This is a genomic window from Cyanobium usitatum str. Tous, assembly GCF_963920485.1.
GTDB lineage: Bacteria > Cyanobacteriota > Cyanobacteriia > PCC-6307 > Cyanobiaceae > Cyanobium_A > Cyanobium_A usitatum_A.
Genome location: NZ_OY986431.1, coordinates 1,464,109 through 1,488,198, shown reverse-complemented (window position 1 = coordinate 1,488,198; position 24,090 = coordinate 1,464,109). Strand labels below are relative to the sequence as shown.

Genomic DNA, 24,090 nt, shown 5'->3' with positions numbered 1-24,090 from the left:
CCTTTTTTGATCCAACGCCCCCTTCATCGCCATGACTTCCACCCCAGCTACCGACCCTGCCGATTCCTCCTCCCTGGCCCTGCCGCCCGCTGGCGGCCTGCTATCGCGGCTGCCCGGCATGGATAGCCCTGATGCGATCACCCTGGTGGGCCGCAGCCGGCTTAGCCAGGCCCTGGAGCTGGAGGAAAAACCCGACAACCGCTACCTGCGGCTCAGCCTCTATGTGCTCGGCGCGGCGGCCTTGATTTTCTTCCCCTGGGCTGCGCTCACCCCCATCACCCAGGTGGTGAATGCCTCCGGCGAGGTGATTCCCGAGGGCGAGGTGAATGTGATTCAGCACCTCGAGGGCGGCATTGTGTCTCGGGTGGATGTGAGCGAAGGCGAGGAGGTGCGTAAGGGCGAGGTGATGCTTGAGCTAAATCCGAAATTGGTGGGAAGTGAGTACGAGGCCACTGAGCAGCAGCTCAAGAACCTCCTGCTGCAGCAACAGCAACTGCAGGCGGCGATCCGTGGCGAGCGGGTGCTTCCGCCCACCGATGGCATCAAGGACGGCAATAAGGTGAGCAAGGCTCAGATAAACCTGCTCAATAGTCGCCTGGACAACACCGGTGACCAGATCAAGGCCTCTAAGGAAATAGTGGCTGAGAAGCGCGCCGAGGTGACGGGCCTTAATAATCAGATCGCTCTCTACTTAGAGCAGCGGGCGATGTGGGCGAGCCTGGTGGCCTCCGGTGCTGCGTCGCGCCTCAACCTGCTCGACATTGATACCAAGCTTGCCGAGATGCGTGGTGCTCGTAATGAGTCGCTGAAGGCTCTGAGCCAGGCGGAAGCGAATTTCAGCGGTGTTAAGTCGGGCCTGGTGTTTGAGCAGAACTCCCAGATTGCCCAACTGGTGAATGAGGAGGCAGTGGTGGCCGAGAACATCAAGAAAGTGCGCAACCAGCTGGAGCGCACCAAGATCATTTCCCCTGTGGATGGTGTAGTGAGCGACTTGCGCTTTAAGGCCCCTGGTGCGGTCGTGGGTCCTGGTGCAGTGGTGCTTTCGGTGGTGCCAAACACCACGCAGAGGTATGTAGAGGTGCGGGTGCCCTCGGGTGATATCGGTTTCGTTAGGCCTGGGCAAAAGGTAGATGTGAAATTGCAACCCTTCGATTCCACCATCTATGGCTCGGTGCCCGGCCGGGTTTTGAGCATCGGCGGTAATTCAGTGCAAGATCCCGACGATCGCCAGTACTACTTTAAGGCCCGCATCCAACTAGATCGTCAGTTTGTGGATGTGGCCAACCGCAAATATCCGATCGCCGTGGGTATGCCCCTGGTGGCTGATATCAAGGGCCCCCAGCGCAGCGTGCTGCGCTACATCTTCCAGCCTTTCACCCGCACCCTCGATTCGGCCTTGCGCGAGTCGCGCTGAGACCCGGCTAGCTGGGTTCGGTTCTTCCCATGGCCGCCTTCGGGCGGCCTTTTTAGTGTGCAGTTAAGAGACGTATGGGGGGAGTGATGACCGTTTCCGTTCTGTTCCAAGGCCCGATCAACGAGGCCAACGCCTCCGCCCAGGCCCAGGAAGATGAAAACCGCCTGGCGGGCAACCCTCCCAATGAGTTGGAGGTGGATCCCGCCGGCCAGGTGCCCAACCCCGAGGGCTATACCCCGGTGGGAGAGGGAGTGATGGCCACCTCGATCGAGGAGGCCCCGGTTGGCCACGTTCCTGCGCTGGAGGTCACCACGTCCTTGCCCACGGTGGATGAAGTTGGAGGTCTTGAGGTGCTGGGGGGTGGCGGCGCGGATGCCCTGCTGGCCACCGCCGCCGGCCTGGCTCAACCCCTTGGTGCCACGGAATCGTTTGTGGGCTCCGCTGGGGCCGGGGCCACTGGTCTTCCCCTCCCCGACGCCCTAACCCCGACGGAGTTCCCAACGGAACCTCCCACCGAGGCCCCCACTGAGGCGCCGACAGAAGCTCCAACTGAGGCGCCCACGGATCCCCCAACCGAACCCCCAACCGAACCCCCAACCGAACCCCCAACTGAATCTCCAACAGAGCCGCCCACCGATTCTCCAACGGATCCACCAACCGATCCGCCTACAGATCCCCCAACGGATCCGCCTACTGATCCTCCGACCGATCCGCCTACCGATCCTCCAACGGATCCACCAACCGATCCGCCTACCGATCCACCCACGGATCCTCCGACCGATCCACCCATAGAAGGCCGCTGGAAGATCGACCAGACCCCCCAGGCTGGCGATAAGACCGGTGGCGATGAGATTTGGGAAAACCCTGAGCGGGGCCAGAAGGCAGGCACCCTGTTTGATGTCTCCTTCAACCAGGGCAGCTTCAAGCTCGATGAGGGCCAGCGCATTCAGGTGTTCCTGGATGTGCACGACCAGCACGACGACGCGGTCGTGACCACCGCCGAGCCGGAGGACTGGGCCTTCTCAGTGACCAGCAAGGATCCCGGTTTGGATGTGGTGGCCAGCGAGCTCGTGGATGGCCAACTGGTGGTGACGCTGGAGGCCGTGCGCGATGGCGTGAATCTCACGGGCGATGTGTTTCGGGTGGAGGTCACGGCCATTGCCGATGCCATCACAGAAGACACGCCGGAGTTGTTGGTGTTTGACATCAATGACGATGTGCCCGCCCTGGATTTGGACACCCAGAGGGTGATCGGTTCCGACTGGGACGACCATGACGACGTGGTGATCACCATCGCCGAGAACCCTGTTGCGGATTCAGCTGCTCGTGCCGATCTGGGAGCTGTGGTGGAGGCCTTCGAGGCTGAGATCGAGGCCCATCCGCCGGAGGCCTTGGCCGATGCTGATCTGGGCTTGGCGCTGATGCTCAGCCAGGAGGTGAACCTGCCCGAAGACCAGGCTCTCGATGACCTCGCGGATGGGGGCGGCGACGACAGCGCTCTTGCCGATGCAGCCTTTGAACAGCAGGAGGAGGTCGACAGTTCGCTGCTGATGGATCTGCCCCTGGATGCGGTGTTCCACGCAGGGGATGGTGCCGACGACGGCGGTGGCTAGGTGCTGGGGCGTTCCTCGGGCTGGAGGGAATACACCGGGCCCAGGCGATTCGCCTGGGCTTCGGCTATGCGTCGCTCGCCCTTGCTGCGCAGCGCCTGGTGATCCCAGTAGCGCTCCACGGTTTTGCCCCAGTGCACCAGGCTGGGATCCCCGTCAGCTTGTTTGTAGAGGTGATAAACGGGCAGCACGGCGGGGTGATAAATCGTCCAGCCCCGGGCCATTAAGCGTTGGGCGTACACCAGCTCTTCCCCGTTGAAATAGAGGTGGGGGTCGTAGGGCACCTCGTCGTAGAGGTGGCCAGCGGCAAACAAACACCCGGCGGCTAGCCGCTGGCCCGGGATGGGTTCACCACTGGGGTTGGGCAGGAGGGATGCCCGGTTGCGCAATGGGTAATCAGGATGCTGTTCAAGCTTGATCACCTTGCCTGCGGGCATAGGGGTGTTGCCAGCTTCTGGAGTCCAAGGCATGGGCGAGGCGGTGAGCAGCGCGCGGCCATCGCCGATTCTGCGGAGCTGATCGATCAGGATGCGATCCCACTCGGGATCAAATCGCATGTGGGAATCAATCTGCAGCACATACGCTTCCCCATCCATCATTCCCTGGATGATCGAGCGGGCAAAGCAAACACCCCGGGCATCGCGCGCTTGCATCCAGAGGTAGCGAATTTGCTCCTTCCATGAGGGCAGTGCTTTATATCGATCCTCCACGCATTGGTCGACCACCCCGAAGCGCAGCAGCTCGGGGTGGGCCGCTTTGGCGTAGGCGTCGTGAAGGGTGGGCAGCAGCTCCGGGTCGTTGTAAGAGGCCACGGAGACAAATAGCAGCGGTGCCGTTGGTGCCGCCACGTCGCAAGTTATCGACTTCTTCTCAATGCTATTGGCTTTGGAGTAGACGGATCCGAATGGTCTTCAGGGTAATTTCTCAGCCAGTTCTCAGACACCTTAAATCCCATGCACCGCAGCGAATTTGAGGCTTTTTAGCCTCCTGTACCCGCTCCAGGGCCGCCTCCAGGGTGACAACACCGTGATTTCCCATTGGTGTAGTCGGATGCACTGCATAGGGTGAATCAAGAGATTGCTGCAAGTTCCATGGCTGACGACCTAAACACGATTCTCACCGACGGCGCTGCCTTTGATGAGGACAGGGATCGGCTGGCGGGCAACGTTCAGGACGCCAGCATCGTTAACCCAGCTGGTAGCTCTGAAAACCCTGGTGGCAACACTGGCTTCGGTGATGGCACCGATAACACCATCACTGAGATGGCTCCTGAGAGTCAGCCTCCAGCGGTTGCCGTCAGCCAGGACATTCCCGAGCCTCAAACCGACGTCGGCGGCGGCAGCGGCGGAGTGCCCTTGGTGCCACCGCCAACCACCTTGGCGAATGAAGAGCCCGTAATCGCCCAAAGGGGCGTGGCTCAATTTGCCCCGACCCTGCAGGAGATTGCAGACCCCGTAGCTGCAGAGGAGCCAGCTCCTGAGCCTCCTGCACCCGAGCCTCCTGCACCTGTACCTCCTGCACCTGTACCTCCTGCACCTGAGCCTCCCCCTGAAGAACCCAACGGCCCTCCCACCGTGTTCGTTCTGCCGTCGAATCCGGCTGCACCCACGGATAGTGATAGCGATCTAGGTAATAACGACGACAACTTCAACGAGGAGCTGCGCAGCGATCCTTTGATCCAGCTGCCCCCCGGCTTGGTGTCGGAAGTGGGCCTGGAGGCTGGCCTGTCGCAGTTCGCTACCACTCAGGGCACGATCGTGATTGGCGATCCCGATGGCATCGCCGATATCGCCACCGTGCTGATTGCGGGTCAGCTGTTCACGCTCAGCCAGCTGCTCTCAATCGATCCACTTAGCCCCACCTTCCAGATCCCTCTGGAAGCGGGAGATGGTGACACGGAAACGGAAGGTGTGGTCACCCTGCAGAGCTTTGATCCAGCCACCGGGGTTATCAGCTTCAGCTTCACGCTCACCAGCCCGGTGGACAACGCCAATCCCCTGGGCAATCCAAATATTGATCAAAACTCGGCATTTGTGCCGATTTCGGTGACCGTTGCAGACCTGGGTGGTGCTACTGCCACCGCTACTGGCGGCATTCGAATTGTGGATGCCACGCCGTTTGTGTTGGCTTCCACTGAAGCGCTTCCGCAGCTGATCGTGGATGAGAGTGTCGGTGAGATCGGCACTGCTGGTGGAACCGAGAATGCCGGTGGCTTCGACACGGTGTCTGTTGACGTCAGCCAGTTCTTCGACAGCAGCGCTGATCCTGGTACCCAGTTCGGTTTCGGGGCTGATGGCCCTGGATCAGTTTCTTATGCTTTGGTATTGAATGGCACCGGTATCCCCTCGGGCCTGTTTGCCCTCGGCATCAACGGTGCTCAAGGTGGTGAAATTCTGCTTTCCCAGGCTTCTCCAACCTCGCCGGTGATCGGCTCAGTTGGTGGCGTTGATTATTTCCAGATCACCATCAATTTGGATGGGGATCTCTCGCTCACCCAGCTATCAGCGATCTGGCATCCAGATCCGACGAGCAACGATGAATCTGTCACCCTCACAACCACAGTTGCAGATCTGCTGCAGGTTCAGCAGACGGTCACTGACTTTGACGATGACCAGGCTTCTGGCACGTTGAATATTGGACAGGGGGTGTTTGTTTTTGCTGATGATGGTCCTGCAGAGGTAATTCCAGCTGCAGTGGATCTGAGCGGTTTGTCGCTGCTGACCTCTGATGGCGGAGCAGAAGGTGGCAATGATGATGTAATTCCAGGGACAGATAATGTAGATGGTGTTGGAGTAGCTGACTTCGATGTGAAGGCAGCATTCGAGGCATCGATCACGGCAGATTATGGTGCGGATGGTGCCGGAACTGTTGCTGCATCGGGGTTCAAGTTTGTATCGACGACAAGTGGACTGACAGCCGGGAATATCACGGGAGTGTCTTCTGGTCTGACGTCGAACGGAACACCAGTGCTGCTGTTTCTGTCAGCGGATGGCCTGAGCCTGACGGGCAAGGCTGGCGATGTAGGTCCCACGGTGTTCACGGTGACGATTGATGGACCAACGGGAGCGGTGACACAGACGCAGCTTCTGAATTTGGATCATGCGGCCCCTGGGGAAGATGGAGGATCCGGCCCGGACTATGACGGTGTTTATAGCGATCAGGTGGTTGATCTGAGCGCGATCAATCTTGCGATCAGCGGGACTGTTAAGACGACGGATGCGGACGGAGATTTTGTCGAGCAGACGGTGACGTCAGGGACAATCAGCGGCCAGTTTGTTTTTGCTGATGATGGTCCTGCAGAGGTAATTCCAGCTGCAGTGGATCTGAGCGGTTTGTCGCTGCTGACCTCTGATGGCGGAGCAGAAGGTGGCAATGATGATGTAATTCCAGGGACAGATAATGTAGATGGTGTTGGAGTAGCTGACTTCGATGTGAAGGCAGCATTCGAGGCATCGATCACGGCAGATTATGGTGCGGATGGTGCCGGAACTGTTGCTGCATCGGGGTTCAAGTTTGTATCGACGACAAGTGGACTGACAGCCGGGAATATCACGGGAGTGTCTTCTGGTCTGACGTCGAACGGAACACCAGTGCTGCTGTTTCTGTCAGCGGATGGCCTGAGCCTGACGGGCAAGGCTGGCGATGTAGGTCCCACGGTGTTCACGGTGACGATTGATGGACCAACGGGAGCGGTGACACAGACGCAGCTTCTGAATTTGGATCATGCGGCCCCTGGGGAAGATGGAGGATCCGGCCCGGACTATGACGGTGTTTATAGCGATCAGGTGGTTGATCTGAGCGCGATCAATCTTGCGATCAGCGGGACTGTTAAGACGACGGATGCGGACGGAGATTTTGTCGAGCAGACGGTGACGTCAGGGACAATCAGCGGCCAGTTTGTTTTTGCTGATGATGGTCCTGCAGAGGTAATTCCAGCTGCAGTGGATCTGAGCGGTTTGTCGCTGCTGACCTCTGATGGCGGAGCAGAAGGTGGCAATGATGATGTAATTCCAGGGACAGATAATGTAGATGGTGTTGGAGTAGCTGACTTCGATGTGAAGGCAGCATTCGAGGCATCGATCACGGCAGATTATGGTGCGGATGGTGCCGGAACTGTTGCTGCATCGGGGTTCAAGTTTGTATCGACGACAAGTGGACTGACAGCCGGGAATATCACGGGAGTGTCTTCTGGTCTGACGTCGAACGGAACACCAGTGCTGCTGTTTCTGTCAGCGGATGGCCTGAGCCTGACGGGCAAGGCTGGCGATGTAGGTCCCACGGTGTTCACGGTGACGATTGATGGACCAACGGGAGCGGTGACACAGACGCAGCTTCTGAATTTGGATCATGCGGCCCCTGGGGAAGATGGAGGATCCGGCCCGGACTATGACGGTGTTTATAGCGATCAGGTGGTTGATCTGAGCGCGATCAATCTTGCGATCAGCGGGACTGTTAAGACGACGGATGCGGACGGAGATTTTGTCGAGCAGACGGTGACGTCAGGGACAATCAGCGGCCAGTTTGTTTTTGCTGATGATGGTCCTGCAGAGGTAATTCCAGCTGCAGTGGATCTGAGCGGTTTGTCGCTGCTGACCTCTGATGGCGGAGCAGAAGGTGGCAATGATGATGTAATTCCAGGGACAGATAATGTAGATGGTGTTGGAGTAGCTGACTTCGATGTGAAGGCAGCATTCGAGGCATCGATCACGGCAGATTATGGTGCGGATGGTGCCGGAACTGTTGCTGCATCGGGGTTCAAGTTTGTATCGACGACAAGTGGACTGACAGCCGGGAATATCACGGGAGTGTCTTCTGGTCTGACGTCGAACGGAACACCAGTGCTGCTGTTTCTGTCAGCGGATGGCCTGAGCCTGACGGGCAAGGCTGGCGATGTAGGTCCCACGGTGTTCACGGTGACGATTGATGGACCAACGGGAGCGGTGACACAGACGCAGCTTCTGAATTTGGATCATGCGGCCCCTGGGGAAGATGGAGGATCCGGCCCGGACTATGACGGTGTTTATAGCGATCAGGTGGTTGATCTGAGCGCGATCAATCTTGCGATCAGCGGGACTGTTAAGACGACGGATGCGGACGGAGATTTTGTCGAGCAGACGGTGACGTCAGGGACAATCAGCGGTCAGTTTGTTTTTGCTGATGATGGTCCTGCAGAGGTAATTCCAGCTGCAGTGGATCTGAGCGGTTTGTCGCTGCTGACCTCTGATGGCGGAGCAGAAGGTGGCAATGATGATGTAATTCCAGGGACAGATAATGTAGATGGTGCTGGAGTAGCTGACTTCGATGTGAAGGCAGCATTCGAGGCATCGATCACGGCAGATTATGGTGCGGATGGTGCCGGAACTGTTGCTGCATCGGGGTTCAAGTTTGTATCGACGACAAGTGGACTGACAGCCGGGAATATCACGGGAGTGTCTTCTGGTCTGACGTCGAACGGAACACCAGTGCTGCTGTTTCTGTCAGCGGATGGCCTGAGCCTGACGGGCAAGGCTGGCGATGTAGGTCCCACGGTGTTCACGGTGACGATTGATGGACCAACGGGAGCGGTGACACAGACGCAGCTTCTGAATTTGGATCATGCGGCCCCTGGGGAAGATGGAGGATCCGGCCCGGACTATGACGGTGTTTATAGCGATCAGGTGGTTGATCTGAGCGCGATCAATCTTGCGATCAGCGGGACTGTTAAGACGACGGATGCGGACGGAGATTTTGTCGAGCAGACGGTGACGTCAGGGACAATCAGCGGCCAGTTTGTTTTTGCTGATGATGGTCCTGCAGAGGTAATTCCAGCTGCAGTGGATCTGAGCGGTTTGTCGCTGCTGACCTCTGATGGCGGAGCAGAAGGTGGCAATGATGATGTAATTCCAGGGACAGATAATGTAGATGGTGTTGGAGTAGCTGACTTCGATGTGAAGGCAGCATTCGAGGCATCGATCACGGCAGATTATGGTGCGGATGGTGCCGGAACTGTTGCTGCATCGGGGTTCAAGTTTGTATCGACGACAAGTGGACTGACAGCCGGGAATATCACGGGAGTGTCTTCTGGTCTGACGTCGAACGGAACACCAGTGCTGCTGTTTCTGTCAGCGGATGGCCTGAGCCTGACGGGCAAGGCTGGCGATGTAGGTCCCACGGTGTTCACGGTGACGATTGATGGACCAACGGGAGCGGTGACACAGACGCAGCTTCTGAATTTGGATCATGCGGCCCCTGGGGAAGATGGAGGATCCGGCCCGGACTATGACGGTGTTTATAGCGATCAGGTGGTTGATCTGAGCGCGATCAATCTTGCGATCAGCGGGACTGTTAAGACGACGGATGCGGACGGAGATTTTGTCGAGCAGACGGTGACGTCAGGGACAATCAGCGGCCAGTTTGTTTTTGCTGATGATGGTCCTGCAGAGGTAATTCCAGCTGCAGTGGATCTGAGCGGTTTGTCGCTGCTGACCTCTGATGGCGGAGCAGAAGGTGGCAATGATGATGTAATTCCAGGGACAGATAATGTAGATGGTGTTGGAGTAGCTGACTTCGATGTGAAGGCAGCATTCGAGGCATCGATCACGGCAGATTATGGTGCGGATGGTGCCGGAACTGTTGCTGCATCGGGGTTCAAGTTTGTATCGACGACAAGTGGACTGACAGCCGGGAATATCACGGGAGTGTCTTCTGGTCTGACGTCGAACGGAACACCAGTGCTGCTGTTTCTGTCAGCGGATGGCCTGAGCCTGACGGGCAAGGCTGGCGATGTAGGTCCCACGGTGTTCACGGTGACGATTGATGGACCAACGGGAGCGGTGACACAGACGCAGCTTCTGAATTTGGATCATGCGGCCCCTGGGGAAGATGGAGGATCCGGCCCGGACTATGACGGTGTTTATAGCGATCAGGTGGTTGATCTGAGCGCGATCAATCTTGCGATCAGCGGGACTGTTAAGACGACGGATGCGGACGGAGATTTTGTCGAGCAGACGGTGACGTCAGGGACAATCAGCGGCCAGTTTGTTTTTGCTGATGATGGTCCTGCAGAGGTAATTCCAGCTGCAGTGGATCTGAGCGGTTTGTCGCTGCTGACCTCTGATGGCGGAGCAGAAGGTGGCAATGATGATGTAATTCCAGGGACAGATAATGTAGATGGTGCTGGAGTAGCTGACTTCGATGTGAAGGCAGCATTCGAGGCATCGATCACGGCAGATTATGGTGCGGATGGTGCCGGAACTGTTGCTGCATCGGGGTTCAAGTTTGTATCGACGACAAGTGGACTGACAGCCGGGAATATCACGGGAGTGTCTTCTGGTCTGACGTCGAACGGAACACCAGTGCTGCTGTTTCTGTCAGCGGATGGCCTGAGCCTGACGGGCAAGGCTGGCGATGTAGGTCCCACGGTGTTCACGGTGACGATTGATGGACCAACGGGAGCGGTGACACAGACGCAGCTTCTGAATTTGGATCATGCGGCCCCTGGGGAAGATGGAGGATCCGGCCCGGACTATGACGGTGTTTATAGCGATCAGGTGGTTGATCTGAGCGCGATCAATCTTGCGATCAGCGGGACTGTTAAGACGACGGATGCGGACGGAGATTTTGTCGAGCAGACGGTGACGTCAGGGACAATCAGCGGCCAGTTTGTTTTTGCTGATGATGGTCCTGCAGAGGTAATTCCAGCTGCAGTGGATCTGAGCGGTTTGTCGCTGCTGACCTCTGATGGCGGAGCAGAAGGTGGCAATGATGATGTAATTCCAGGGACAGATAATGTAGATGGTGCTGGAGTAGCTGACTTCGATGTGAAGGCAGCATTCGAGGCATCGATCACGGCAGATTATGGTGCGGATGGTGCCGGAACTGTTGCTGCATCGGGGTTCAAGTTTGTATCGACGACAAGTGGACTGACAGCCGGGAATATCACGGGAGTGTCTTCTGGTCTGACGTCGAACGGAACACCAGTGCTGCTGTTTCTGTCAGCGGATGGCCTGAGCCTGACGGGCAAGGCTGGCGATGTAGGTCCCACGGTGTTCACGGTGACGATTGATGGACCAACGGGAGCGGTGACACAGACGCAGCTTCTGAATTTGGATCATGCGGCCCCTGGGGAAGATGGAGGATCCGGCCCGGACTATGACGGTGTTTATAGCGATCAGGTGGTTGATCTGAGCGCGATCAATCTTGCGATCAGCGGGACTGTTAAGACGACGGATGCGGACGGAGATTTTGTCGAGCAGACGGTGACGTCAGGGACAATCAGCGGCCAGTTTGTTTTTGCTGATGATGGTCCTGCAGAGGTAATTCCAGCTGCAGTGGATCTGAGCGGTTTGTCGCTGCTGACCTCTGATGGCGGAGCAGAAGGTGGCAATGATGATGTAATTCCAGGGACAGATAATGTAGATGGTGTTGGAGTAGCTGACTTCGATGTGAAGGCAGCATTCGAGGCATCGATCACGGCAGATTATGGTGCGGATGGTGCCGGAACTGTTGCTGCATCGGGGTTCAAGTTTGTATCGACGACAAGTGGACTGACAGCCGGGAATATCACGGGAGTGTCTTCTGGTCTGACGTCGAACGGAACACCAGTGCTGCTGTTTCTGTCAGCGGATGGCCTGAGCCTGACGGGCAAGGCTGGCGATGTAGGTCCCACGGTGTTCACGGTGACGATTGATGGACCAACGGGAGCGGTGACACAGACGCAGCTTCTGAATTTGGATCATGCGGCCCCTGGGGAAGATGGAGGATCCGGCCCGGACTATGACGGTGTTTATAGCGATCAGGTGGTTGATCTGAGCGCGATCAATCTTGCGATCAGCGGGACTGTTAAGACGACGGATGCGGACGGAGATTTTGTCGAGCAGACGGTGACGTCAGGGACAATCAGCGGTCAGTTTGCTTTTGCGGACGACGGTCCGAGCATCACTGATGCTGTCGTATCGGGGATTGTCGATGAAGATGGTGTCGTTGAACTCGCAGCGCCTGTTGGCTTCGGTGATGGCATAGCTGGCGGCATTAATGATGTATCTGGCGAAGTTGTCACAGCGATTGGATCGATAGCAGCTTTGTTCCAAAGCGGAGCTGACCAACCATTGACCTATAGCCTCAATGCGTCCGGAACTGTTACGGCGACGGGTACTGAAGATGGAACATTGAAGTCGAACGGTCAGTCTCTGGCCTATTCCGTATCAGGAGTCGGCACTGGAATTCAGACACTCACAGCCACAACTGATGGTGGGGCTAATCAAGTATTTGTAATCACCCTTAATGAGAATACTGGCGCGTATACCTTCACTCTTAAGGATCAGCTTGATCATCTCACTGAAGATGGGCTTGCCGGAGACAATACGGAGAACTTGGCTGACATGGTGCTTAACTTGGGGAACCTCGTGCAGGCCACGGATGCCGATGGAGATAACGTAAGTGGCAACGCAACATCGTTCCAAATCACGGTTGATGATGATACTCCAATAGCAAATCCAGCAATTAAAATCGGCAATGCTCAATCACTTCCAACCAACTTAACGCTGATCCTCGATATCTCTGGCAGCATGGGGAGTGCTTCGGGTGTCTCCGGGCTGACCCGCCTCGCCTTGATGAAGCAGACCGTTAATCAGCTGATTGATGATTATGCTGCATTTGGGGATGTAAAGGTTAACGTCATTACCTTTAGCACTACAGCTTTGAACCCCCAGGCTGCCTGGCAGGATCCTTCTGATGCCAAGAGCTATATAGCCACCCTAAGGGATGGAGGGTTTACGAACTACGATGATGCGCTGAATACGGCTTGGAAGGCATTTGTAGGCGACAGTGGCCGTTTTGATGATGGCCAAAACATACTTTACTTCCTGTCTGATGGTGTTCCCAATGTCAGCACTCTGTCATCTTCACCTGCTTCCCCGACATACGGCACTGACGATAATGATCTCGGCGGTGGCAATGGCATTGATGCTTCTGAAGAAGCGGATTGGGCTGGTTTTCTTCGCAACTTTGATATCAAGGCCTTTGCCATAGGCCTTGGGACTGGGGTGAGTGCCACACAGCTCAATCCTATTGCCTATGACGGGAATGGTAGTGGTTCAAATACTGATGCCATTATTGTTACTGATCTAAATCAGCTCGACGCTACGTTGTCTTCAACTATTGAGGCTCCCGCACTTGTTGGTACGTTGATTGATGGTTCAACTGCCTCAACGGGTGCTGACGAAGGCTGGATTCAATCAATTGTTGTCGGAGGAGTAACCTATACTTGGGATCAGCCGACAGACGCGCCCTCCGTGTCTGGCGTCAGTTCTGGATCCTTTAATACCGATACCTATGAATGGACGGTGACTACGCCTGAGGGAGCCACTCTCAAAGTGGACATGGATACCGGTGCTTACGTCTATACCCCTCCAGCTTCCCTTTCTGGCGATATTACTGAAGTTGTTACTTATACAATCACCGACAATGACGGTGATTCTGCTTCCAGCACGCTCAGCCTGACGATCAATGCTGACGACGACGTCACTCTGACTGGCCTTGATGGCGCCGCTCCAGAGATTCTGATTGATGAAGATGATCTTCCTAGCGGATCTTCTCCAAGTGATGCGGCATTGACGAAAACTGGATCCTTTTCATTCACGGCGCTAGATGGTGTTGGATCAGTTTCTATCGGGAGCACCTCGTTGATCGCAGGTGGGTCATTTGTGGGTGGCTCGCCGTTGGTTTCCACGGCTGCGTATGGAACTCTTTTAATTACTGGATTTACGCCAACAACTTCCGGTAGTGGTCAAATCACTGGGGGCACATTCACTTACAGCTATGTTTTGAATGATAATGCGACTCATAGTGCAGGAGCGGGTGAGAATGGTCTTACGGAGAGCTTGACGGTTACGGTGACAGACACCGATGGCGACTCGGATACTGCATCTCTTGACATTCAAGTCATCGATGACGTTCCGTCACTGGCAGTTGGTTCTGTCACTGCCACGGTCGATGAGGATGGACTGAGTGGTGGATTGCCTGGGGGGACTGGGGATGTATCTGGTCAAGTAACTACTGTTAATGGGAATGTTTCTACACTCTTCAAGAGTGGGGCCGATGGACCCTTGACCTATGGCTTCAATACCGATACCACTGTGCTGCCAGCATTGACATCCGGTGGCGTTTCACTCGTCTACAGCATTGCTGGGGACACTCTTTCTGCCAGAGCTGGCATTAGCGGACCTAATGTTTTTACCTTGAAGGTTGAGGCTGATGGCGATTATACATTTTCTCTGCTTAAGTCCTTAGACCATCCGGTTGGGCAAAATGAAAATGACCTGCCAATAGCGCTTGGAGGGATCCTCAGGGCTACTGACTCTGATGGCGACAGTATTTCTGCTGCGGCTAACCAGTTGCTGATCACGGTTGATGATGATACGCCTGTCGCCAATCCTGCAACAAACAGTGGACAGTCGTCAGCCCAGCCAACAAACCTAACGCTTATTCTTGACATTTCGGGGAGCATGAATGACCCGTCTGGTGTATCGGGTCTTTCTCGCCTCGCCTTGATGAAGCAAGCGGTTGGCAAGCTTATCGATGGTTATGATGCTTTTGGGGATGTAAAGGTTAACGTCATTACTTTTAGCTCTACCGCTTCTAATCCTCAGGCTATTTGGCAAGACCCCAGTGCTGCAAAGACATTTGTTGGCGGCCTAAGTGCCAGAGGAAGTACTAACTATGATGACGCTCTCAATGAGGCCTGGAGAGCCTTTATATCTGACACAGGTCGTTTTGCTGATGGGCAGAATATTCTTTACTTCCTGTCCGATGGTGAGCCGAACGAAAATGATCTTTCGAATTCTAGCTTGCCGACATACGGGACTAGTGATAATAATCTTGGTGGTGGAGATGGCATCAGTTACTCTGAAGAGGATGATTGGATTGGCTTCCTTGAGAACTTTGATATCAAGGCTTATTCCATTGGCCTTGGCTCTGGAGTGAGTGCCTCGAAGCTAGATCCTATTGCTTACGATGGTACTGGCGCTGGCACCAATACCCCTGCAATTGTTGTTACCAACCTGAGTCAGCTTGATGCCACTCTCTCTAATACAATTGCTGCTCCTCCGCTAGTAGGCACACTCCTTGATGGCGTTACGGCAGCCACTGGTGCTGATGGTGGGTGGGTTCAGTCTGTTGTCGTCAATGGCGTCACCTTCAGCTGGGATCAGTCAACTGATGTCTCTGCTGTTTCTGGATCCAGTTCTGGCACTTCAGGCACTTCAGGCACTTTTAATACGGTTACCAATGAGTGGACGATCGCAACTCCTCAAGGTGCTGTTTTCAAGGTGGACATGGATACAGGATCTTATCTATACACGCCACCTGTGCCGCTCACGGCTGATCTGAATCAAGTCCTAAGTTACACCGTTAAGGACGGTGATGGCGACACCGCTTCTAGTACGCTCTCCCTTTCAGTGGCGCTCCCTTCTGTTACTCCCATTGCCATTGATCTCGGCGGGGATGGTGTCAGCTATTTATCTTTGGAGCAAGCTGTTTTTAATCAGTCTGCCCTTGGCTTGTTTAACGTTTCTTGGGTTGGGCCCGAGGATGGTCTTCTCGCCTATGACTATAATGGTGATGGGCTAATCACAGAGGCGAAGGAGTATGTCTTCGCCCTTTGGGGGGATCGCTCCGATGTGGCAACTGATATGGAGGCCCTCGCCGCCTACTTTGACGCCGATGCCAATGGCGTGAAGGATGGCGTCCTTGATGCCAGCGACACAGCCTGGTCGTACTTCGGCGTCTGGCAGGATCTGAATGTCGATGGTGTTCAGGATGAGGGTGAATTCGCCTACATGGCGGATTGGGGCATCACCAGCATCGGCCTCTCTTACAACGCTGACAGCACCACCTACGCGGCCGCTGATGGTGATGTGCTGGTCTATGGCCAAATGGAAGTCACCTACGAGGATGGAAGCACCGGTCTTGCCGAAGATGTGGCCTTCGCCGTGAGTTCCGCTCAAGCCCAGGTTTCAGGCCCCGCAGCTACCGGGCAACCCGTGGACACCTTCATCCAGGATGTCGCCGTCCCAGACGAGCAACTGGTTGAGGCCGAAGTTGCCAGCGTGGCCGACCTAGTGGAGCAGTACGTCGGTGAGAACGCAGTCACCGATCAGGCGATCGCCGAGTACCAGCAGGAGCTAGCACTCACCGAGGTGCCGGCTGCGGCAGACATGGCTGCTGATCCGGCAGCGATTGAGCCCACCGCCGATGCCTTAGCCGCGCTCGACGAGGTTGATGCGCTCCTGCCCGATGATGCCAGCGACGGCATTGGTATGGCCACCGACGTGGTAGACGACTTCTCCTACGCCGTTTGAGCCATGGCTGATACGGATGCCTCATTTGTAGCCGGTGATGTAATCGCCGGCTTGATCGAAACCTTCTTCGAAGCCGTGCGATCCTCGCCAGATCTTGCGGCTCAAGAGGCTCGCCCGGCTGAGCTTGTTTATGAGCTCGATCAGGTTGTTAGTTCTTACCTCGAAGAGCAGCAGCTCTCAGCTGATGCCTACCAGCTCATTCAGCAGGATGTGCTCAACAACATTGCCCACGACCTTGCTGAACAGCACGAAGACCTTGCCGATTTCGACGTCAGTTTTGATGCGGCTGGTAATGCCGACCCCGCTGAGGTGATGGCCGCCATGGACTATCACTTCGAGACCCTGTTCAGTTCGGAGTCCTTTAGTGATGATGGGTCGGCCGCCTTAGGCTGACCTCCCAACGGTTGTTTGTGCCTCCCACTGCCCGTCTGCTGCTGGTTGATCCGGATACCCGCTCCTCTGATCTGCTCACCAAGCATCTCCAGGTCCATGGCTTTGCCATCAGCGCCGTAGCCAGCACTGATGCCGCCCAGCAGCAGCTCGAGGTCGCCGCGCCGCAGATGCTTTTGATCAGCGATGCTCTGCCTGATAGCGCCGCGCTCGTCTTTACCCGCCAACTGCGCGCCGCAGCTAATGCCATTCCCCTGCTGTTGCTCCTATCTCTTGATCACTACAGCTCCCGCGTAGCTGCTCTTGAGGCCGGCGCTGATGATGTCTTATCGCGCCCCTTTGCAATTGAGGAGCTGGTAGCTCGGCTGCGTGCCTTAATACGCCGCAGCCGCATGGGGCTCAACCATGTAGATGGCACCGAGTTGCACTATCGCGACCTCACGGTCAACACCGACACCCGCCAGGTATCGCGCGCCGCCACCCCGATCAAGCTCACCGTCAAGGAATACGACCTGCTTCTCCATCTGCTCCAGCATCGCGAGCAGGTGCTCTCCCGCCAGGACATCCTTTTGGCCGTCTGGGGCGACTCCTGGGTGGGCGATGACAACCTGCTCGATGTCTACATCCGCTACCTGCGCAAGAAGCTAGAGCGGCCTGATCTTGCTCCTTTGATTCAGACTGTGCGTGGTGTGGGCTTCATGTTGAAGTAGCTCCAGGTGCGGCCGGTCGTCGTTTCATCGCCAGCCGCTCACTGAACGGAAACGGCACCCGCACCACACGGAATGCCCCCAAGGACTGCATCTCAGAGATCGGCAAAGGCCTCCTCATCCGCATGGCTGTTCCATTCCTGCAGGTTCGCCTCCACGCCTTCCTCCAGATCCCACTGCAAGGTGTCACCCTGCCGTAGCCCAAGCGCATCACGCACCGTTTTGGGCACCGTCACCTGTCCTTTTGAGGTCAGCGTTGCCAGTTCGGAGGCCATGGCCTGGGCGCTCGATGGACTTTGTATTTTTACCGCCTTACTTCCGTGCGTCCATCAGGCGTATGGGCCCTGGGTGCTGCGATACTGTGGAACGATGAAAAATATCACAGTCTCTGTGGCAGAGGAGGTTCACCGGCAGGCCCGCATCCATGCCGCGCGTCATGGCACCTCGGTTTCGGCGCTGGTGCGCGACTATCTCGTGTCTCTCGCGGCGGAGCCTGCCAGTGTTTCGGACGTGGATCCCCGCCGCCTGGCCCAGGACGAGCTGTTTCGCCGTCTCGACCAGCAGGGCCAAGGCCTTTCCGCCGCGGATCGCCAGCCGCGCAGCCGCCTGCACGACCGGCTTGCATGACAGCCGGCTGTTTTCTCGACACCAATGTGTTGCTCTATGCCGTGAGCGCCACCCCCGCGGAGGCGCCGAAACGCGAGCTGGCTCGCTACCTACTCGCGGAAGACGATTGGACACTCTCCGTGCAGGTGCTGCAGGAGTTCTACGTGCAGGCCACCCGGGCCACGCGGCCTGATCGTCTCTCGCTCACAGATGCAGCGGCTCTGATCAAGAGTTGGCAGCGCTTCACCGTCCAGCCCATTGATGCTGCCGTATTGGATGGCGCCCTCGCCTTGCATCAGGCCTATCCGCTGTCCTACTGGGATGCCGCGATCCTGGCCGCTGCCCAGCAATCCGGTTGCGATCTCGTTCTGTCGGAAGACATGACCGATGGCCACACCTACGGCACCGTGACCGTGCGCAATCCGTTTGCGGTGATCCGCCTTTGAAACTCTTAAGGCGCATCCACCCAGTTGTCGAGCCGGAGGCCCGGAACCCGCGCAAATTCGGAGGTGTTGTTGGTAACCAGCGTCGCCTGCTGGCTGAGGGCATGGGCCGCGATCATGGTGTCGAGGGCGCCGATTTGCTTTCCTTGGTGTTCGAGCTCCGCTCTCAAGGTTCCATAGGCCCACACGGCTGCTTCATCGAAGGGCAGCACTGTCAGTGGTGCCAGAAAAAGTTCCAGGGCGTGTCGGTTTCGGGGTGAGCCACTCTTGGCCACCCCAAAGGCGAGTTCGGCGGCCACAACTGTGCAGACACCGACTTCGCCCATGCGGTAATTCCTGAACCGCTGCAGCACAGCCGGCGGCTTGGCATTGATGATGTAGATGCAGATGTTGGTGTCCAGCAGAATCATGGCTGGATGGCTAAGCGTTCCTGCTGCGCGGGTTGCTCTCGGCTGAGTTCAAAACCAGGCTCAAAGGCGTCCAGTCCGGCTTCCAGGGTCTGCCAGGGGTCGTCCATCGGCAGCAGCAACACCCCGTTGCCGAAATGCTTCACCACCACTTCGCTGCCGCCGAAGCGGTAGGCCTTGGGCAGCCGCACCGCCTGGCTGCGGCCTGATTGAAATAGTCGTGCTGTATCCATGTCCTGCTTCCTGGTGGTATCCATCAATGGTAGTAACCATTGTGTTGATCCGCAGCGGCTGACTGCCGTCAGAATGGCCCCATGACCAGCCTCGCTCTCGCCGACTGGACCACTCCCCAGCCTTTCACTCTGCCCGATCTCGGCCCAGGGCTCGAGGGCGACGTGGCGGAGCGGTTGGAGGCAGCCCTGCGAGAGATTGGCGCAGATCCCTCCGTGCAGGCGCTGGTGGTGTTCGGCTCCCGCGCCACGGGCCAGGCCAGGCCAGAGTCGGATCTAGATCTGCTGGTGGTGGAGCGAATGCCCCATCTCAAGGGGGAGGCCAAGGTGGCGAGCTGGTGGCGCCATTTTCGGCCCCTCCAGCACCTGCCCCTGTCGGTGGATCTAGTGGTGAGCGGTTCGGCCGATGCCTCCCGGCTGGCGGGGTCCCGCTGGCATGTGATCAGTGAGGCGGCTCGCCACGGCCGGATGTTGGTGGTGCAGCCACAACACCCCAGGAGGATGCTCGGGTGTTGATGGCCTTGGTGGATCGTCACCTGCGGGCCCTGAGGCTGAACCTCGATGCGGCCTACCCGGATGAGGAGTGGAGTTTCACCGCCCAGCAGGCCGTGGAGAAGCTGCTCAAGGCTCGCATCGTCCTCGATGATCAGCGCCCTCCGTTCTCCCACATGCTTCAGGAGCTGTCCCTGTTGGCGGGAATGGAACTGGATCCCGCCCTGCTCAGCCTCCAGCCCTATGCGGTGGAAGCCCGCTATGAAGTGGGTCCGTTTCCACTCACGGCTGATCGCACAGTCATCCTGGATCAAATTGGGGCCTTGCGCAGCCAACTGGAGCAGGAGATGGGAGAGGAGTGATCACCCCTCCGTAACGCCCTCAATCCGATCTTCAATCTCCTGGTAGATCTCCTGCAGCTGGGCGATGTTTTCATCGCTCGTTTCCCAGTAGCCGCGGCCGTTTACTTCCAGCAGGGTGCCCACGATGCGGCGGAAACTGTGGGGGTTGAGCTCCATCAGCCGCTTGCGCATCTCTGGATCATTGATGAAGGTGTCGTTTGCCTCCTCATACACGAAGTTATCTACTGAGCCACTGGTGGCGCTCCAGCCCAGGGTGAAGTTGAGCCGTTTGGCCACCTCTCTCACGCCCTCGTAGCCGGAATTCAGCATGCCCTCATACCACTTGGGGTTGAGCAGTTTGGTGCGCGAATCGAGGCGAATGGTTTCGCTCAAGGAGCGCACTTGGGCGTTGGCCGTGGTGGTATCGGCGATATAACTTGCAGGTGCCTTGCCATCGTCGCGCAGGCCGGCGATCAGCTTGGTGGGGTCTGAATCGAAGTAGTGGCTCACATCGGTGAGCGAGATCTCGGCCGAATCCAAGTTCTGGAAGGTGACATCAGCGGTTTTCATCGCTGATTCGAACACTTCGCGGTTTTGATTCATCTCACCTGGGTTGTCGGCATTGAAGGCAAATGTCTTGCGTGAGAGATACATCTCCTGCAGTTCATTCTCCTCCTCCCAGGTGCTGTTTTCCACCGCCAGGTTTACGTTTGAGCTGTAGCTGCCGCTGGCATTGGAAAACACCCGCGTCGCCGCATCGCGCAGGGACACGCCCTGGGCTCCCGCCTGCTCAAGGGCGTGGCGACGCACGAAGTTCATATCCAGCGGCTCATCGGCCTCCGCTGCCATCTTGACGCCCTGATCAATCAAGCCCATCTGGTTGATAAATAGGTCGCGGAATACGCCGCTGCAATTCACCACCACATCGATGCGGGGCCGGCCCAGCTCCTCAAGGGAAATGAGCTCGAGCTTGTTCACCCGACCCAGGGAATCGGCCACCGGCCGCACGCCGATAAACCAGAGGATCTGGGCCAGCGACTCGCCGTAGGTCTTGATGTTGTCGGTGCCCCAGAGCACGCAGGCGATGGTTTCGGGCCAGGCGCCCTGCTCGGCCTTCTGGCGCTCGATTAGCCGATCTACCACCACCTTGGCGGCAGCAATTGCGGCGCGGGTAGGGATCGACTGGGGGTCAAGGGCGTGGATGTTCTTACCGCTGGGCAGCACGCCCGGGTTGCGGATCGGGTCGCCGCCGGGGCCGGGCAGCACGTATTCGCCATCGAGGGCCTTGAGCAGGCTCTGCATTTCCATATCGGCGCAGATCTGCTCAAGGCAGAAGCGCAGGTAGCCAAACAACTTGTCGAGTTCGGCCTGATCCACCCCTGGGAAGCCAGCCGAGCGGCAGGCACTCAGCCAGGGGCTGGGCAGTTGGAAGCCGAATTTCTCCAGCAGGGCAAACAACCAGGCGAAGTTTTGGCGCAGGGTGACCCGGCCATCGGCGCCGGTTACGGCCTTGACCATGGCGCCCACCGCCGCGCGACACACCTCCGTAATCGTGCGGTTGAGCTCCACATCGACGAGCACACCGTCGTCGTTGCCCTTGTAGATGTCGGCAATCGTGCGGCCCCGGCTCTCGGCCAGCAGGCCCGGCAGGGAGCGCAGGCCATCTTCCTCGCGCTCGAGCGCCGCGATATTCACCAGGGTGGCAATTGCCTCCTCGGCTGTAGGTGGCTTGCCGATCGTGTGCAGGCCGCAGGGCAGCAGCCGGCTTTCGATCTCCATCAGTTGGCGGTACACCGCTCCCACCACGCCATCGCGGCCGTCGAGGCCGATCTCCGAGGCATCGGCATCAGGCAGCACCACGTCTTTATCGAGGTTGCACTGACGCGCCGTTTCCACGATCGCGTTGACGATCTGCACGCCCCGGCTGCCCTCGCGCAGCTGCTGGTAGCTGCCCACCAGCTCGCCCAGCTCCTTGAGGCCCCGATAGAGGCCGGCATTTTCAGCCGGCGGGGTGAGGTAGCTGATCGTGGAGGCGTAGCCGCGCCGCTTGGCGATGGTGGCTTCTGAAGGGTTGTTGGCGGCGTAGTAATAAAGATTCGGTAGGGCGCCGATCAGGGAATCGGGGTAGCAGGTTTCGCTCATGCCCATCTGCTTGCCAGGCATGAATTCGAGCGAGCCGTGGGTGCCGAAGTGCAGCACCGCATCGGCCTGCCACACCTTCTCTAAATAGGTGTAGTAGGCGGCAAAGCCGTGGTGGGGGCTGGCGCTGCGGGAATAGAGCAGCCGCATCGGATCGCCCTCGTAGCCGAAGGTGGGCTGCACCCCCACAAACAAGTTGCCGAAGTGGCGGCCGTAGATCAGCAGGTTGGTGCCGTCGCTGTTCAGGTTGCCGGGGGGCTTGCCCCAGTTTTCTTCCAGCCGCTCGGAATAGGGGGTGAGGCGCTCGTATTCCTCCACGCTCATGCGGTGGGCGATCGCCAGCTCCGGTGCACCCTGAAGAGCTTCAGGGTCGTTGATCACCGCCTCCATCAGCGCCTTGGAATCGCGCGGCATGTTCTGCACGTCGTAGCCCTTGGCCTTCATCTCCTCCAGCACCCGGAAGATCGAGCCAAATACATCCAGGTAGGCCGCCGTGCCGACGTTGCCCTTATCAGGGGGGAAGCTGAACACGGTGATCGCCAGCTTCTTTTCAGCCCGGGGCTTGATCCGCAAGGAGGCCCAGCGGATTGCGCGCTCGGCGATCGCCTCAACCCGGTCTTGCAGGGTGTGGGCTTTGCCGGTGGCGTCGTCGCGGCCGCTAAGCACGATTGGCTCAATGGCACCGTCTAGTTCGGGGATGGCGATCTGCAGGGCCACCTGCACCGGGTGCAGACCTAGATCGCTCTCCTCCCACTCCTGGGTGGTTTGAAACACCAATGGCAACGCCACCATGTAGGGGCGATTCAGCTTTTTGAGCACCTCAATCGCCTTGGGGTGGTCCTGCCGGGCCGGACCACCCACCAGGGCAAAGCCCGTCAGTGACACCACCCCATCCACCAATGGGAAGTCGGGGTTGAGTGGGTCGTAGAAGAAGGCATTCACCGGTTTGGTGAAATCGAGCCCGCCGCAGAACACCGGAATCACGGTGGCGCCGCGATATTCCAGTTCCTGGATGATCGCCACATAGTGAGCTTCATCGCCGGTGACGATGTGGCTGCGCTGCAGCACTAGACCAATCACCGGGCCATTGCGGGCCTGCTCACTGAGATCGCCGCGGCTTGAATTCCAATTCAAATATTCCTTGAGATCTTCAAACATCCCCGGTGCCAGCGGGTGCCAAATGCCCAGGTCTGGGAACACCTCGGGCTCGGCCACAACCACCGCAGCGCGGTCTACCCCGTCTCCGGAGCCGCCCCGGGGGAAGACGTACTTGTCGGCCAGCATCAACAGAAAATTTCTGAGATTGTCTGGGGTGCCACCCAGCCAATACTGGAAGCTCAGCATGAAGGAGCGGGCGTCCTGCGCCTTTTCCACCGGCAGGTATTTCAGAACCGTGGGCAAGGTATTGAGCAACTTCAACATCGCGTCTTGGAAGCCGGCGCCGCCCGCCTCCTTGCGCTTTTTCATGAAGCTGGCAATGGCGCTCTTGCTCTGGCCCAGCTGGGCCATCGAGAAGGTGCCGAGCTTGTTGAGCCGCATCACCTCCGGCATGGAGGGAAACACCACTGCTGCCTTGAGCCGGTCGCGGTGAGGCGCCACTGCTTCCACCACCTTCTGGGCCAGATCTTCAATGAAGATCAGTGAGGCGATAAAAACATCCGCCGCGGCCACATCAGCCTGGAAATCGGCGTAGTTCTGGGGGTCGCGCAATTCCTCAATCAGGTAGCCGCTCAGCTCGATCGCCAGGGGGCCGTTCTGGGCATTGAGCGAGTTGGCGGCCTGGGTAAGGGCGTTTTGGTACTGGGGTTCGAGCACCACATAAACGGCCTTCATCACGGCACGGCCGTTCACGTCGCCGGGCGTAACGCGGCGGTTGGTGGAGCGAACCTGCGTGAACATGCGCGCGGATGAAGGGTTATGGGCGAATCTACGGACGTATCAGCCTTCATGCGAGGTCTGGCGCCCTGCTACGAA

General features: G+C 57.7%; 14 protein-coding genes. 9 read left to right on the top strand and 5 right to left on the bottom strand.

Annotated elements, in window-relative coordinates; all coding sequences use genetic code 11:
• Positions 1-31: 31 nt before the first annotated feature.
• Together U9970_RS08055 and U9970_RS08050 are read left to right on the top strand one after the other, a co-directional pair.
• A complete protein-coding gene (locus U9970_RS08055) occupies positions 32-1,414 on the top strand; it encodes an HlyD family type I secretion periplasmic adaptor subunit (RefSeq protein ID WP_322763798.1) in 1,383 nt (460 codons plus the stop codon).
• Between the two features lie 86 nt (positions 1,415-1,500).
• A complete protein-coding gene (locus U9970_RS08050; RefSeq protein ID WP_322763797.1) occupies positions 1,501-3,027 on the top strand; it encodes a hypothetical protein in 1,527 nt (508 codons plus the stop codon).
• Here U9970_RS08050 and U9970_RS08045 read toward each other — a convergent pair.
• Positions 3,024-3,872 (bottom strand): GlcNAc-transferase family protein, encoded by an 849-nt coding sequence (locus U9970_RS08045; RefSeq protein ID WP_322763796.1) that lies wholly within the window; start codon positions 3,870-3,872, stop codon positions 3,024-3,026. The two genes, U9970_RS08050 and U9970_RS08045, sit on opposite strands and share 4 nt — an antisense overlap.
• A 243-nt stretch (positions 3,873-4,115) precedes the next feature.
• Between U9970_RS08045 and U9970_RS08040 the strand changes: the two genes are divergently transcribed.
• Genes U9970_RS08040 through U9970_RS08030 form a run of 3 tightly spaced genes read left to right on the top strand, consistent with a single transcriptional unit; the run spans position 4,116 to position 17,461 of the window.
• The gene (locus U9970_RS08040) at positions 4,116-16,361 is read left to right on the top strand and encodes a beta strand repeat-containing protein (RefSeq protein ID WP_322763795.1); all 12,246 of its coding nucleotides are present in this window, start codon (positions 4,116-4,118) and stop codon (positions 16,359-16,361) included.
• 3 nt (positions 16,362-16,364) lie between these two features.
• Positions 16,365-16,754 carry a hypothetical protein gene (locus tag U9970_RS08035; RefSeq protein WP_322763794.1) on the top strand — a complete coding sequence of 130 codons (390 nt, stop codon included), beginning with the start codon at positions 16,365-16,367 and terminating at the stop codon, positions 16,752-16,754.
• Positions 16,755-16,771: 17 nt separating this feature from the next.
• The gene (locus tag U9970_RS08030; RefSeq protein ID WP_322763793.1) at positions 16,772-17,461 is read left to right on the top strand and encodes a response regulator transcription factor; all 690 of its coding nucleotides are present in this window, start codon (positions 16,772-16,774) and stop codon (positions 17,459-17,461) included.
• A 92-nt stretch (positions 17,462-17,553) separates the two neighbouring features.
• Here the strand turns inward: U9970_RS08030 and U9970_RS08025 are convergent, their stop codons facing one another.
• Complete coding sequence (locus U9970_RS08025) at positions 17,554-17,733, bottom strand: AbrB/MazE/SpoVT family DNA-binding domain-containing protein (protein WP_322763792.1); 180 nt, start codon at positions 17,731-17,733, stop codon at positions 17,554-17,556.
• 94 nt (positions 17,734-17,827) lie between these two features.
• Here U9970_RS08025 and U9970_RS08020 point away from each other — a divergent pair, with 94 nt between their 5' ends.
• Positions 17,828-18,085: a DUF6364 family protein gene (locus U9970_RS08020; protein WP_322763791.1), complete on the top strand. Its 258-nt coding sequence runs from the start codon at positions 17,828-17,830 to the stop codon at positions 18,083-18,085.
• On the top strand, positions 18,082-18,510 hold the full coding sequence (locus tag U9970_RS08015) for a PIN domain-containing protein (protein ID WP_322763790.1): 429 nt from the start codon (positions 18,082-18,084) through the stop codon (positions 18,508-18,510). The genes U9970_RS08020 and U9970_RS08015 overlap by 4 nt, the downstream gene beginning before the upstream one ends.
• A 5-nt stretch (positions 18,511-18,515) precedes the next feature.
• Here the strand turns inward: U9970_RS08015 and vapC are convergent, their stop codons facing one another.
• Together vapC and U9970_RS08005 are read right to left on the bottom strand one after the other, a co-directional pair.
• Positions 18,516-18,917, bottom strand: coding sequence for a type II toxin-antitoxin system tRNA(fMet)-specific endonuclease VapC (gene vapC, locus U9970_RS08010; RefSeq protein ID WP_322763789.1), 402 nt, complete (start codon positions 18,915-18,917; stop codon positions 18,516-18,518).
• Positions 18,914-19,171 (bottom strand): antitoxin, encoded by a 258-nt coding sequence (locus U9970_RS08005; RefSeq protein WP_322763788.1) that lies wholly within the window; start codon positions 19,169-19,171, stop codon positions 18,914-18,916. Before U9970_RS08005 ends, vapC begins: the two co-directional genes overlap by 4 nt.
• Before the next feature lie 57 nt (positions 19,172-19,228).
• Here U9970_RS08005 and U9970_RS08000 point away from each other — a divergent pair, with 57 nt between their 5' ends.
• Together U9970_RS08000 and U9970_RS07995 are read left to right on the top strand one after the other, a co-directional pair.
• The gene (locus tag U9970_RS08000) at positions 19,229-19,660 is read left to right on the top strand and encodes a nucleotidyltransferase family protein (RefSeq protein WP_322763787.1); all 432 of its coding nucleotides are present in this window, start codon (positions 19,229-19,231) and stop codon (positions 19,658-19,660) included.
• Entirely contained in the window at positions 19,660-19,998 is a 339-nt protein-coding gene (locus U9970_RS07995; protein ID WP_322763786.1) for a HEPN domain-containing protein, read from the top strand. Before U9970_RS08000 ends, U9970_RS07995 begins: the two co-directional genes overlap by 1 nt.
• On the opposite strand, the gene U9970_RS07990 is transcribed toward U9970_RS07995, so the two are convergent.
• Positions 19,999-24,015, bottom strand: coding sequence for a magnesium chelatase subunit H (locus U9970_RS07990; protein WP_322763785.1), 4,017 nt, complete (start codon positions 24,013-24,015; stop codon positions 19,999-20,001).
• Positions 24,016-24,090 lie beyond the last annotated feature (75 nt).

Excerpts from the sequence above, each read along its gene's own strand:
- U9970_RS08055 (WP_322763798.1), top strand. The coding sequence starts at position 32 with ATGACTTCCACCCCAGCTACCGACCCTGCCGATTCCTCCTCCCTGGCC.
- U9970_RS08050 (WP_322763797.1), top strand. The coding sequence starts at position 1,501 with ATGACCGTTTCCGTTCTGTTCCAAGGCCCGATCAACGAGGCCAACGCC.
- U9970_RS08040 (WP_322763795.1), top strand. The coding sequence starts at position 4,116 with ATGGCTGACGACCTAAACACGATTCTCACCGACGGCGCTGCCTTTGAT.
- U9970_RS08035 (WP_322763794.1), top strand. The coding sequence starts at position 16,365 with ATGGCTGATACGGATGCCTCATTTGTAGCCGGTGATGTAATCGCCGGC.
- U9970_RS08025 (WP_322763792.1), bottom strand. The coding sequence starts at position 17,733 with ATGGCCTCCGAACTGGCAACGCTGACCTCAAAAGGACAGGTGACGGTG.
- U9970_RS08020 (WP_322763791.1), top strand. The coding sequence starts at position 17,828 with ATGAAAAATATCACAGTCTCTGTGGCAGAGGAGGTTCACCGGCAGGCC.
- U9970_RS08015 (WP_322763790.1), top strand. The coding sequence starts at position 18,082 with ATGACAGCCGGCTGTTTTCTCGACACCAATGTGTTGCTCTATGCCGTG.
- vapC (WP_322763789.1), bottom strand. The coding sequence starts at position 18,917 with ATGATTCTGCTGGACACCAACATCTGCATCTACATCATCAATGCCAAG.
- U9970_RS08005 (WP_322763788.1), bottom strand. The coding sequence starts at position 19,171 with ATGGATACCACCAGGAAGCAGGACATGGATACAGCACGACTATTTCAA.
- U9970_RS08000 (WP_322763787.1), top strand. The coding sequence starts at position 19,229 with ATGACCAGCCTCGCTCTCGCCGACTGGACCACTCCCCAGCCTTTCACT.
- U9970_RS07995 (WP_322763786.1), top strand. The coding sequence starts at position 19,660 with ATGGCCTTGGTGGATCGTCACCTGCGGGCCCTGAGGCTGAACCTCGAT.
- U9970_RS07990 (WP_322763785.1), bottom strand. The coding sequence starts at position 24,015 with ATGTTCACGCAGGTTCGCTCCACCAACCGCCGCGTTACGCCCGGCGAC.